This is a genomic window from Ureibacillus thermosphaericus (assembly GCF_002370195.2).
In the GTDB taxonomy this organism is placed as follows: domain Bacteria; phylum Bacillota; class Bacilli; order Bacillales_A; family Planococcaceae; genus Ureibacillus; species Ureibacillus thermosphaericus.
Map to the genome: position 1 here is coordinate 2,595,303 of NZ_AP018335.1, position 12,757 is coordinate 2,608,059.

Consider the following 12,757-nt stretch of genomic DNA (forward strand, 5'->3'; position numbering starts at 1 on the left):
TACATACCCCCTATAGTTCGATAATTTTTAATTCCATCATTTTTTCAAATAGGAATGCAATCGGAAGTCCAACAACCGTATTATAATCACCTTCTATTCGGTCGATAAATAATGCACCAGCTGTTTGAATCCCATAACCACCAGCTTTATCGAAAGGGTCATTTGTTTGAACATACATTTCAATCATCGGTTTCGGCAGGTTTTTAAAATATACGTCGGTTACTTCTACAAAGGATTCCGCTTGCCGATCTTTTGTTATGATAGCCACAGCAGTCATCACTTGATGGCGATTCGATGAGAGTTTTTCTAAATGGCGAATCGCTTCTTCCTTTGTTTTTGGCTTGTGAAGAAGCTCGTCATTGAACACAACGATAGTATCTGCACCAATAATTGTTTTTCCAGGGCAATGACTTGCAACATCTTGCGTTTTTAATAGTGCCACTTTTTGAACATAATCTTTGAAGTCCCTCGCTTGCACTGAAGTCTCTTCCACGCTGCTCGCCATTATTTCAAAAGGGACTCCTAGCTTTGCAAATAATTCTTTTCTTCTTGGTGAGGCTGACGCTAAAACGAGTTGATGACTTGTTCTAAATTTCATTTCCATTCCTCCTATACATAATATAGCCTAGGAATGGGATTTTGAAAAATTCATCGTACTTTAGGAAATAACAAATTTGACTGCAGTTTGTATCTTTAAAATTTAATTTTCAAACAGTCATTTTCTGTAAAATAGTGGGCTAACAGATGCATTCGAATGATTGATAAATCACTTGATATACTTGATAATGCGAAGGATATTGTTTGCCAATCGGGAGGAAAATCTTCTTTATTTTCGACACCTTCAAAATTAAATTTTGCAGGATCATTACTTTTCAGTAAAGAAGGAAGATTTTTTAAAGCTGGTTCAGAACAACCTGCAGCGGATAATGTAAAAGGCTTGGCAAAGGAAGGAGGATCATCAGATTTCACGACCCCTTCTTTCGTAGTCGAAACACTGGACCAAACATAATAATTCCCATCAATTTCAACGACAGCGCTTGTGTTTAAACTAGCATAGCCATATACAAAATCTGTTGCAGCTTCAAAACTTGAAAAAACTCCATGCTGATTGGCATAAAATTGCTCACTGTAGCCATCCTTCACATCTTCTTCATTCTCTTCTGTTTGTTGCGAGCTAACGGGAATTAATTCATTTTGATGTTTCTGCTCGGTATAAGTTGAATTCATGGAATTTAGTATAAGAATGAATAATAGAACACCTACAATCCCTGTAATAGAACCTAATAGAGCAGCCCTTACGATTTCTCGTCGCCCAATGATATGTGGAAATTTCATCGAATCACCCTTTTCAATTCAACAATCACCATTTCAAATCTGTAGTCGAACAATGTCTATATTATTTCATATGTTTATTTTTAATTGAAAATGATAATGGAACAAATCTAAAAGATAATTATTTGTAAGAAACCATTAGAAAAGGGTTTATCAATATAATAGGATTTCTAGGGTCTTGAGACATTAAATCATATTCTTAATTGATTGCGTATTTCTGCTAATAAATAAAGGGAACCGGTCACGAATGTAATCCCTTCAAAATTTACACTTGATTGAATAAATGGGATACAGTCTTTCAATATTACTTTTTTCTTCGCCTTTGAAAGATGTAGTAAATCTTTAGCTTTCGCAGCTCGAGTATTTTGAAAATCGACAAAATAAAATTCATCGCTAATTGTTTCTAAGGAGCGCAACACTTTCTCAATATCTTTATCTGCAACCATTCCTAGAACGAAACGAATCCTTTTATTTGGTAACTGTTGTTTAATCGTTTCGATAAGTTTCTCAATGCTAGCTGGATTATGGGCTCCATCAAAATAGACATTCGGAAACACTTGTTCAAAACGAGAAGGTAAACTTGTGCAACCCACTGATTGTCGAACCAAATCGATCTGAACTTCAATTTGTAAGATTTTCGCCATCTCTATAAAAGCAGTAATTGCAAGTGCCATATTTTCTCCTTGGTGGGCACCTAGCAACTTTCTCTTGAGTTTTTCAATTATTATTTTTTCCTTGAAATTTATATACTTTTCCCCTTGTTCATCTGCCTCAACAGTAAACGTCTCGTCATAAGCATACAAAGGTGATTGTTGAATATGGGCTTTTTGTTTCACAACAGTTAAAGCTTCTTCTGGTAATTTCCCAATCACCACAGGTTTCCCATATTTCACAATTCCTGCTTTATGCTGTGCAATTTGCTTAATCGTATGACCTAGAATTTGAGTATGCTCTAGGGCGATGCTAGTGATAATTGAAACTAATGGATTGACTACATTTGTGCTGTCTTCTAATCCGCCTAAGCCCGTTTCAAGAAGCACTAAATCTACTTGCTCATTAGCAAAATGAAGAAACGCTGCACATGTAAGGAGCTCAAAATCCGTTAATAATCCGCTGATTCCTGCGTGTTTCATTTGTTGAAAAACAACGTCCATTTGCTTCTGTGTAATCGGTTTACCGTTTATTTGAATTTGATCGTGTACATCCACCACACATGGTGACATAAATTTTCCAACGGATAGTCCATGATTTAGCGCCATTTGTTCTAAAAAGGCGATGGTTGAACCTTTTCCATTCGTACCTGCAACATGTACTACTTTAAGCTTTTCTTGTGGATTATGAAGCAATGTCAACGCTCTTTTTATCGACTCTAATCCCGGTTTTATCATACTGTCACTATGAACATTCCATCTTTCTTTATATTGTTCAAAATTGAGAATCATACGCTTCTTCCTTCATCTTTAAATATTTCCGAACTTCCGCAATGAATAAAATAGAACCTGTTATGATGAGTAATTCATCTTTCTCCAGATTCTTCAACTGCTGTTCTATAAGCATCTTCCAGTTTTCATTTACAACCTTAAAAGGATGCCCTGAACAACTTGCCAAATTCTTTGCTTTCGCAGCGCGCGGTATAGGTATCTCTGTGAAATAAATCGCTTCTGCAACTTTGTCTAACATGGAAATGCTCTCTTTATAATCTTTATCGTTCATCACAGAATAAATAAACTTATACTTATAGTCTGGATATTGATTTATAAGAGTATCAATGAGCGCCCTAGTTCCTTCCGAATTATGAGAGCCATCTAATATAACTTGTTTACCAAACCGTTCGAAGCGCCCAGGCCAAAACGCTTTTTCTAATGCTGATTGAATGTGATGATCTGTAATCTTAGAAAAACCGATACTTCTTAGTATAGTTATTGCAGTTAATGCACAACTGGCATTTACGATTTGATGGGCACCCATCATCTTTAATGATATATCTAACTTCACATTGCCTAAATGGTACGTAAAATGCTGATTTGATGTATTCAGCGTAATATTCGACACGAAAAAGTCTTCCCCATAAACAAATATAGGAGCTAGTTTTTGTTCTGCTTCGTGACGAATAATATTCATTGCTTCTTCATCCTGAACGGCGGTAACCACAGGTATATTTTTTTTAATAATCCCCGCTTTTTGATAGGCAATTTCTGTTAAAGTATCCCCAAGTATTTCAGTATGATCTAGAGATACTGTTGTAATAATAGAACATAATGGTGTGATGATATTTGTACAATCGAAACGGCCACCTATTCCAGCTTCAATAAGTGCAATATCAACTTCTTCTTCTGCAAAATACATAAACGCGATAAGTGTCATTAGTTCAAAAAAGCTAGGATAATGCTCTCCCAGTTCATCAATAATTTTAAATAGCTGATTCGCAAGGGATAAAAATCGTTCATCTGTAATATCTATACCATTAATGGTGATTCGTTCATTCACCCGTTCTAAATGCGGTGATGTAAAGGTTCCTACTTTATATTGAGCATGTTGTAAAATTTCCTTTAAATAATTTAAAGTAGAACCTTTCCCATTCGAACCAGCAATATGTATGAACGTGACTTTTTCATGGGGATTGTTAATAAGTGGCAAAATTTTGTTCATTGCCTGAAAAGGTTCCCCTTTATGCTTTTCAGCCTTTAAACCAAACATAAAATTCGTACATTCTTCCATTGATGTAAACAAATAACCCCGCCTCCTAACCATCATAATTTTACTCCAAAAGGAATGGCGTATCATCAAAGAAATGATTTTTGATAATAAATAAACTGCCTATGTAGATAACTCACTAGCTTGTGAGGATACATCTTTTGTTTGCGCAGATAGAACCCCAAGTCCTGTAAATATCAATCTACTTGTGCAGATAACATCCTTGCTCGTGCGAGTGGATTTTCCGCTTGCGCAGATAACACACTAGCTTGTGCAGTTAGATTCCATACTCGTGTAGATAACACCCCTGCTCGTGCGATTGAATCCTCCACTTGTGCAGATAACACACAAACTTGTGCAGTTGGATTCCATACTCGTGTAGATAACACCCCTGCTCGTGCGGTTGAATCCTCCACTTGTGCAGATAACACACAAACTTGTGCAGTTGGATTCCATACTCGTGTAGATAACACCCCTGCTCGTGCGGTTGAATCCTCCACTTGTACAGATTACTCCACCGGCACATGAAAAAAATTCGCCAAGCCGAAAAAATACTTCAGCTTGAGCGAATTTCAAAATCAAAAAAATGATTACATTTGCTTCAATTCATCCAAACGTTTTTTCACTGTATCATATTTTTCTTGATAGTCAGCAAGTTTTTCACGTTCTTTAGCAACTAGTGCTTCCGGAGCTTTTTTCACGAAGTTCTCGTTGGAAAGCTTGCCAGATACTAATTTTACTTCCTTCGCCCATTTATCTAACTCTTTTTCAAGACGTGCAATTTCTTCTTCTAAGTTAATGAGCCCTGCTAACGGCAAGAATAGCTCTGCGCCTGTCACAACTGCTGTCATCGATTTTTCAGGTGTTGCAACCTGTTCCCCAATCACTAATTGTTCTGGATTACAGAACTTCTCAATATAAGCTTTATTGTCCTCTAGAATTTTTACTGTTTCCGCATCTTTCGCTTTAATAAATAAAGGAACTTTTTTGCTGATTGGCGTATTCACTTCTGCACGGATATTTCGAACTGAACGTATAATGTCCATAAGAAGTTTCATATGATTAGATTCTTCTTTGAAATTAAATTCTGGTCTTACTTTTGGCCACTCAGCAACAGTGATGGATTCCCCTTCATGTGGAAGGTGTTGCCAAATTTCTTCTGTAATGAATGGCATCATTGGATGAAGTAGGCGCATTGTATTGTCAAGCACATACGCAAGTACGGAGCGAGTTGTAAGTTTTGCCGCTTCATCGTCTCCATATAGTGGAAGCTTCGCCATTTCAATATACCATGAACAGAAGTCATCCCAAATGAAGTTGTACAATTCACGCCCAACTTCCCCGAACTCATAACGTTCAGCTAAGTCTGTTACTTTTTCAATCGTTTCATTTAATCGTGTCAAAATCCATTTATCGCTAACACTCAATTCACCGGATAAATCAATTTCTTCGTATTTTAAACCGTTCATATTCATGAGTGCAAAGCGAGATGCATTCCAGATTTTATTTGCAAAATTCCAAATCGCTTCGACTTTTTCATTCGTATAACGTAAGTCTTGACCTGGTGTAGAGCCGGTTGCTAAGAAGTAGCGTAGAGAGTCTGCACCGTACTGGTCAATCACATCCATTGGGTCTACACCGTTTCCAAGGGACTTACTCATTTTACGTCCTTCCCCGTCACGAACTAAGCCATGAATGAGCACGTCTTTAAATGGGCGGTTTCCTGTAAATTCGAGCCCTTGGAAAATCATGCGGGATACCCAGAAGAAGATGATGTCATAACCTGTAACGAGCGTATTTGTTGGATAATAGCGTTGATATAATTCATGATGTGTATCCGGCCAACCCATTGTTGAGAATGGCCATAATGCACTAGAGAACCACGTATCTAATACGTCCGGATCTTGCGTCCAATTTTCCGCATCTTTAGGTGGTTCTTTTCCAACATAAATTTCACCCGTTTCATTATGATACCAAGCAGGAATTTGATGGCCCCACCAAAGCTGACGAGAAATACACCAGTCTTTAATATTTTCCATCCAATGAATATACGTATTTTCAAAGCGTGGTGGAACAAAATTCACTTTATTTTCTTCATCTTGTTGAAGTTTCAATGCCGCTTCTGCAAGAGGCTTCATTTTTACGAACCATTGTTTAGATAAATAAGGCTCGACTATTGCCCCAGAACGCTCAGAGTGTCCAACGGAATGCGTATGTTCCTCAATTTTTATTAAGTAGCCTTGTTGTTTTAAGTCTTCCACAATTTGCTTGCGGCATTCAAATCGGTCTATACCTTGATATTTGCCAGCATTTTCGTTCATTGTACCGTCTTCATTCATTACTAAAATTCGTTCTAAATTGTGACGGTTTCCTACTTCAAAGTCATTTGGATCATGGGCTGGTGTAATTTTCACAACACCTGTACCAAATTCCATATCCACATATTCATCTGCTACGATTGGAATTTCACGATTGACAAGCGGTAAGATTACTGTTTTGCCGATGTACGGTTTATAACGTTCATCTTCAGGATGAACAGCTACAGCAGTATCCCCAAGCATTGTTTCAGGTCGTGTAGTAGCAACTTCCAAATAACCTGAGCCGTCCGCAAGCGGATATTTCATATGATAGAAGGCACCAGGGATTTCTTTATAAATTACTTCGATATCTGATAAAGCAGTTTTTGCTTCCGGGTCCCAGTTGATGATGCGTTCGCCGCGATAAATGTATCCTTTTTCATAAAGACGTACGAACACTTCTTTTACAGCATCAGATAAACCTTCATCCAATGTGAAACGCTCTTTTGTATAGTCCAATGACAATCCTAATTTTGCCCATTGTTCACGAATATGGCTAGCATATTCTTCCTTCCATTCCCACGTTTTTTCAAGGAATTTTTCACGACCCAAATCGTAGCGACTTTTTCCTTCTTCACGCAACTTCGCTTCTACTTTTGCTTGTGTTGCAATTCCAGCATGGTCCATACCTGGAAGCCATAATGCATCATATCCTTGCATCCGTTTCATGCGAATAATAATATCTTGCAATGTTGTATCCCAAGCGTGACCAAGATGCAGTTTTCCTGTTACGTTTGGTGGTGGAATAACAATGGAATATGGTTTTTTGTCACTATTTGGATCTGCTTCGAAAAATTTCCCTTCTAGCCACCATTTATAACGACCTTGTTCAACTGAATTTGGATCGTACTTAGTTGGCATTGTCACGTTTTCTGACATGAATGTTCCTCCTTTAGTTGATTGAATTTTGGCAAAATAAAAAACTCCTTATCCCAAAAAGGACGAAGGAGTTTCGCGGTACCACCTTTTTTCCATTTAGACAATAAATGTCTAAATAGCGCTCATTTCGATAACGGTGTTCAACCGACTTTTACTACTTCAATTTCATAAAAGTTGCTCCATGGCTACCTTCAAATGCGTGCATGCGGAAACTTTTCAGCTACCGTTTCCTCTCTTTAGCATGCAACATCATTTTACTCTTCCAGTTCATCGCATCAATGTGTATTCAACTGCTTAAATCATTGTATAAAATTTAGCAGCAGTTTTCAAGTTTGAAGGAAATGAAAGGAGTGATTTCCATGTCATTATTCCACAAAAGACGAAAAAATTATAATCCTTGGTTATTACCGCCTTGGCTTCGAAAAATACGTTTTTTTGCAAAAAGCATTTGTATCCCAATTACAGTTTTTCAAGCTATTCGCGTCGTTTTTATTCCTACGACAGGTGATGTATTACTGCTATTTCTACTTGCCCTCATTTCATGGTTGTTATGGACGGATATGATCTAAATTTCAATACGCTATAATTTTCAGAAAGCTCATTATAGAAGTCATCTGAATCAGAAGGAATCTTAAACTTTTCATCAATGAATAGTTTACTAGATGATTCATTAACTAATTTTACTTCTTCCGTTTCTTTTCGAATTTTTTTTGCTTCTTCCACAAAGTTATATTCTTCAGGTGGTTCTACGGAAATGGACGGATTTTCATGTAGAGTAAATTCATCAGAATTCGAAAATTGTTGATTTTCATTCATTTTCGACGAATGGTCAGTAGTTTCAATCGTTGTTTGTTGCAATGGTTCATTTACTAGTGGATGTTCTAATGTAGATGGTGGCTGGTCAGTTTTGGCTCTTTCTAATACTTCTCCTGTATTAGCCGCCACAACGGCTACTCGTTCAGCTACCTTCTCTTCAGATTCTACTTGGAATAATGCACCTACTACCGGTTCATCAAATGTGCATTTTACTTCCCATTTAAACGTACAGCTTGAGCCATCATATACAAAAAAGGATATATCATCAACAAGCAATTCTGGTCGACAATCTTTTGCAACTTTCTCACGAGGTAAATCAACTTCTAAAGGCAATGCGTATTCAAAGTAACCTTCATCACCTTTTAAATCTAAATGTTCAATTAACGTACCTTCGCTATAATCTGGCTTTATTTTTGGATTAAACTTCACTGTTGCTTTAATATGATAAATGCCTGTTAAACGAAGAGATTCTTCTAATTCTGTTTGTTGCCAACGCGGGATGACTTGGACCGAAACAACTTCTTCTACAATCCCATAAGCTTCTGGAAAAATAAATTGCGTCATCATTTCCCAATTGATTTTTGCCATATGTTTCCCTCCCGTAATACTCTATGCCCGAGAATCGGAAGTATGATTAAAGAATTAAAAATCCCTCATTACTTTATAAAATAAAAAAGAGTGTCTCTTCCTTATCAACGGAAAAGACACTCTAATTATTATCGAGCTAATTTTGCAAATACTTTGTGGAATGCATCTACCGTTTTTGCGATATGTTCTTCCGTATGTGCAGTTGAAATAAACAATCCTTCAAATTGGGAAGGTGGTAAGTATATTCCTTCTTCTAGCATGAGTCGATAGAATTCAGCAAATAATGTTAAATCGGAAGTTTGGGCAGATTTAAAATCAACTACATCTTCATTTGTTAAGAATAATCCAATCATACTTCCCGCGCGATTTATTGTATGCGGAATGTTATATTTTGTTGCGGCTTCACGAATTCCAGCTTCCAATTGGTCACCTAATTTTTTAAAGTAGTCATAAGATTCAGGTGTTAAACGGGATAATGTTTCAATTCCAGCAGTCATCGCGAGAGGGTTACCTGATAATGTTCCTGCTTGATACACTGGTCCACTTGGCGCAACCTTTTCCATGATTTCCCGCTTACCAGCATAAGCACCTACAGGAAGTCCGCCTCCCACAACTTTTCCAAGGCATGTTAAATCTGGATCAATGCCATAGTAACCTTGAGCGCAGTGATAATCGACGCGGAATCCTGTCATGACTTCATCAAAAATAAGCAATGCGCCATATTGTTTCGTAATTTCACGTAAACCTTCTAAAAATCCTGGTTTCGGTGGAACAACCCCCATGTTCCCTGCAACAGGTTCTACAATAACCGCGGCAATGTTGTCACCTAATTTTTCAAATGTTGCTTTTACTGCTTCTAAATCATTATAAGGAACCGTTGTTGTATTTTTTGCAACGTCTGCAGGTACGCCAGGGCTGTCAGGTAAACCAAGTGTTGCAACACCTGATCCCGCTTTAATTAATAATGAATCTCCATGGCCATGGTAAGAACCTTCAAATTTCATTATAATGTTACGGCCTGTGTATCCTCGAGCTAGTCGAAGAGCAGCCATCGTCGCTTCTGTTCCAGATGAAACAAAACGAACCATTTCAACTGAAGGTACTCTTTCAATAACGATTTGTGCTAATTTGTTTTCTAATACTGTCGGTGCACCAAAAGAAGTTCCTTTTGCTGCTTGTTCTTGAATTGCTTTCACAACTTCTGGATGAGAGTGCCCTAAAATTAACGGCCCCCAGCTAAGCACATAATCGATATATTCGTTGCCGTCAATGTCACGAATAATGGCACCTTCCCCAGATTCAATAAATATCGGTTCTGCATTAACAGATTTGAATGCACGAACAGGGCTGTTCACCCCTCCAGGCATTAAATTTACTGCTTCTTTAAATGCTTTCACTGAATTTTCATAGGTACGCATTTTACTTCTCCTCCAACCAACGAGCTACATCTTTAGCATGATAAGTAATGATTAAGTCAGCACCCGCACGCTTCATTCCAAGTAAAGTTTCTAACACAACAGACTTTTCATCAATCCAGCCGTTTTGTGCTGCTGCTTTCACCATCGCATATTCTCCAGATACGTTGTATGCAACTACTGGAACTGGGAAATTGTTTTTCACATCTCGAATAATATCCATGTAAGCTAGAGCTGGTTTAACGATTAAGAAATCAGCTCCTTCTTCAATGTCGGATTCAGCTTCACGGAACGCTTCTAAACGATTGGCTGGATCCATTTGATATGTTTTGCGGTCGCCAAATTTCGGTGCTCCTTCCGCTGCTTCACGGAATGGTCCGTAATAGCTTGAAGCATATTTTACAGCATAGGACATGATTGGAACATCTTGGAATCCAGCTTCATCTAAAGCATGGCGAATGGCCACTACAAACCCATCCATCATATTGGAAGGTGCAATGATATCAGCTCCTGCTTTCGCTTGAGAAACAGCTGTGCGAGCTAATATATCAAGGGATGGGTCATTTAAAATTTTGTCCCCTTCCACTAAACCACAGTGACCATGATCAGTAAATTCACATAAACATGTATCTGCAATGACCATCAATTGAGGATATCTCTCTTTAATTTGTTGTGTCGCTTTTTGCACAATTCCATGGTCATGGAAAGCACCTGTTCCTTGTGCATCTTTATCAGCAGGAATTCCGAATAAAATCACTGATGGGATTCCAAGTGATACCACTTCATCAATCTCAGCATCTAAATTATCCAAAGAAAGTTGGTAGACACCTGGCATAGATTTTACTGGATTTTTAATGTTTTCGCCCTCAATCACGAAAATAGGGTAAATTAAATCTTCTTTGTGTAAATGGTTTTCTCTTACCATAGAACGAATTGTAGCGTTTGCACGTAATCTACGATGTCTTCTGAATTCAAATTGTGACATTATGATTCCTCTCCTTTTATAATCGCTTCAATAACTGATTGCATCGTATATTTCTTCGGAAAATATGTAACAACGGCACCATATTTTTCAACGGCACCTTTAGTTATGTGACCAATGCAAGCGATTTTCATTTGGTTCCATCCTACTTGTGAAACTGCAAATTTATTGAAACAATCTACCGCTGACGGACTGGCAAAAATAACAATTGGATCATTATTCGTTTGAATCGTCTTTACTAGCGTTTCAATGGATTTCCTATTTTCAATCGTTTTATATACCGTCCATTCGTCAATATGAAATGGCAGCCCTTTCTTTATGGTGTCCTTTGCTAATTCCCCTCTAATAAATAAACATTTTGGTGACGTACCACTTACAAAAGGGAATTCTTTTACAAATGTATCAGCGCTGAAAATAGTAGGCATGAAATGAACCGTAAAGCCATATTGTTCTAACAGTTTGGCCGTCTTTTCTCCTACAGCAGCAATTTTACTAGAAAAATGTGCCAAGTTAAAATGATGACGTTCTATTTTTTTATAAAAAAACTCAACACCATTTTGACTCGTAAAAATAAGCCAGTCATAGTTTAGGCAAGAAAATAATCGCTCTTTGTCCTCAATACTAATTACTTCTTCAGTTTGTATGAGCGGACAAACTACCGCTTCTCCCCCAAGCTGATCGATTTCGTCTATAATAGACAACGTTTTTTTTGAACCAGTTAGGATTATCGTTTTTCCTTCCAAAGGTTTATGCATTGTTCTCCGCCTTCACCTTAGCGATTAAATCATAAGCACCTTGATCAGTTAAAAGTTGAGCAAGTTTATTTCCAATTTCTACAGGTTCATTTCCTTGAATTGTTTCTTTGTAACAAATCGCTCCATCAGGTGATGCCACAAGTCCCGTTATCGTGATGACATCTCCATCAACCGTTGCATATCCTGCAATCGGTACTTGACAACCTCCATCCATCGCAGCTAAAAACGTGCGCTCAGCAGTTACCGCTTTCTTAGTGTTATTATCTGTTAATTTCGCTAGTTCTGTTAAAAGTTCTTCATCATCTTCACGACATTCAATTCCTAATGCTCCTTGAGCAACAGCCGGTAAGCAAATGTCAACATCCAAATATTCTGTTACAACTTCGCTTGACCATCCCATACGTTTTAACCCTGCTGCAGCAAGAATAATCGCATCATAACCTTCCGTCTCAAGTTTTTTCAATCGGGTATCGATATTTCCTCGAATCCATTTGATTTCAAGGTCTGGTCTCACTTGTAATAGTTGAGCACTGCGTCGTAAAGAACTTGTCCCTACAACTGCCCCTTCTGGTAAATCATTGAACTTAATATGATTTTTTGAAATAAGGGCATCACGAGGGTCTTCGCGGAATGGAATACAGCCGACTGTTAAACCATCCGGTAATACTGCTGGCATATCTTTCATCGAATGCACCGCAAAATCAATTTCTTTATCTAACAATGCTTTTTCAATCTCTTTTACGAATAATCCTTTTCCTCCTACCTTTGATAATTGAACGTCTAATATTTTATCACCTATTGTGACAATTTCTTTAATTTCGAATTCAAAAGGAAAACCAGCTTTTTTACATTCGTTAATAAACCAATTTGTTTGGGTTAATGCTAATTTACTTTTTCGAGAACCTACAATAATTTTTCTCATGATGAACCTACCTTTCT

At 37.6% G+C, this 12,757-nt stretch carries 11 protein-coding genes and 1 other annotated feature; all 11 genes read right to left on the minus strand.

Features of this window, described 5'->3' with window-relative positions:
* Positions 1-10: 10 nt before the first annotated feature.
* The gene (locus UtA1_RS12450) at positions 11-598 is read right to left on the minus strand and encodes a Maf family protein (protein ID WP_096551354.1); all 588 of its coding nucleotides are present in this window, start codon (positions 596-598) and stop codon (positions 11-13) included.
* Positions 599-693: 95 nt separating this feature from the next.
* Positions 694-1,335: a hypothetical protein gene (locus UtA1_RS12455; RefSeq protein ID WP_016838420.1), complete on the minus strand. Its 642-nt coding sequence runs from the start codon at positions 1,333-1,335 to the stop codon at positions 694-696.
* Positions 1,336-1,523: 188 nt separating this feature from the next.
* Positions 1,524-2,774 carry a bifunctional folylpolyglutamate synthase/dihydrofolate synthase gene (locus tag UtA1_RS12460; protein ID WP_096551356.1) on the minus strand — a complete coding sequence of 417 codons (1,251 nt, stop codon included), beginning with the start codon at positions 2,772-2,774 and terminating at the stop codon, positions 1,524-1,526.
* Positions 2,758-4,062, minus strand: a complete 1,305-nt coding sequence (locus UtA1_RS12465; RefSeq protein ID WP_096551358.1) for a bifunctional folylpolyglutamate synthase/dihydrofolate synthase — start codon at positions 4,060-4,062, stop codon at positions 2,758-2,760. Before UtA1_RS12465 ends, UtA1_RS12460 begins: the two co-directional genes overlap by 17 nt.
* 161 nt (positions 4,063-4,223) lie before the next feature.
* Positions 4,224-4,526: a hypothetical protein gene (locus tag UtA1_RS12470; RefSeq protein ID WP_096551360.1), complete on the minus strand. Its 303-nt coding sequence runs from the start codon at positions 4,524-4,526 to the stop codon at positions 4,224-4,226.
* Between the two features lie 90 nt (positions 4,527-4,616).
* Positions 4,617-7,262: a valine--tRNA ligase gene (locus UtA1_RS12475; RefSeq protein WP_096551362.1), complete on the minus strand. Its 2,646-nt coding sequence runs from the start codon at positions 7,260-7,262 to the stop codon at positions 4,617-4,619.
* A gap of 55 nt (positions 7,263-7,317) precedes the next feature.
* Positions 7,318-7,542, minus strand: a binding site (T-box leader).
* 254 nt (positions 7,543-7,796) lie between these two features.
* Positions 7,797-8,666, minus strand: a complete 870-nt coding sequence (locus UtA1_RS12485) for a hypothetical protein (protein ID WP_096551365.1) — start codon at positions 8,664-8,666, stop codon at positions 7,797-7,799.
* Positions 8,667-8,794: 128 nt separating this feature from the next.
* Positions 8,795-10,084: a glutamate-1-semialdehyde 2,1-aminomutase gene (gene hemL / locus UtA1_RS12490; protein WP_096551367.1), complete on the minus strand. Its 1,290-nt coding sequence runs from the start codon at positions 10,082-10,084 to the stop codon at positions 8,795-8,797.
* 1 nt (position 10,085) lies between these two features.
* Complete coding sequence (gene hemB / locus UtA1_RS12495) at positions 10,086-11,066, minus strand: porphobilinogen synthase (protein WP_096551369.1); 981 nt, start codon at positions 11,064-11,066, stop codon at positions 10,086-10,088.
* A complete protein-coding gene (locus tag UtA1_RS12500; RefSeq protein WP_096551371.1) occupies positions 11,066-11,818 on the minus strand; it encodes a uroporphyrinogen-III synthase in 753 nt (250 codons plus the stop codon). Before UtA1_RS12500 ends, hemB begins: the two co-directional genes overlap by 1 nt.
* Positions 11,811-12,740, minus strand: coding sequence for a hydroxymethylbilane synthase (gene hemC, locus UtA1_RS12505; protein ID WP_096551373.1), 930 nt, complete (start codon positions 12,738-12,740; stop codon positions 11,811-11,813). The genes UtA1_RS12500 and hemC overlap by 8 nt, the downstream gene beginning before the upstream one ends.
* Positions 12,741-12,757: the final 17 nt, after the last annotated feature.

What these genes read in the sequence shown, in the direction of transcription:
- UtA1_RS12450 (WP_096551354.1), bottom strand. Translation starts at nt 598, where the DNA reads ATGAAATTTAGAACAAGTCATCAACTCGTTTTAGCGTCAGCCTCACCA.
- UtA1_RS12460 (WP_096551356.1), bottom strand. Translation starts at nt 2,774, where the DNA reads ATGATTCTCAATTTTGAACAATATAAAGAAAGATGGAATGTTCATAGT.
- UtA1_RS12455 (WP_016838420.1), bottom strand. Translation starts at nt 1,335, where the DNA reads ATGAAATTTCCACATATCATTGGGCGACGAGAAATCGTAAGGGCTGCT.
- hemL (WP_096551367.1), bottom strand. Translation starts at nt 10,084, where the DNA reads ATGCGTACCTATGAAAATTCAGTGAAAGCATTTAAAGAAGCAGTAAAT.
- hemC (WP_096551373.1), bottom strand. Translation starts at nt 12,740, where the DNA reads ATGAGAAAAATTATTGTAGGTTCTCGAAAAAGTAAATTAGCATTAACC.
- hemB (WP_096551369.1), bottom strand. Translation starts at nt 11,066, where the DNA reads ATGTCACAATTTGAATTCAGAAGACATCGTAGATTACGTGCAAACGCT.
- UtA1_RS12485 (WP_096551365.1), bottom strand. Translation starts at nt 8,666, where the DNA reads ATGGCAAAAATCAATTGGGAAATGATGACGCAATTTATTTTTCCAGAA.
- UtA1_RS12475 (WP_096551362.1), bottom strand. Translation starts at nt 7,262, where the DNA reads ATGTCAGAAAACGTGACAATGCCAACTAAGTACGATCCAAATTCAGTT.
- UtA1_RS12500 (WP_096551371.1), bottom strand. Translation starts at nt 11,818, where the DNA reads ATGCATAAACCTTTGGAAGGAAAAACGATAATCCTAACTGGTTCAAAA.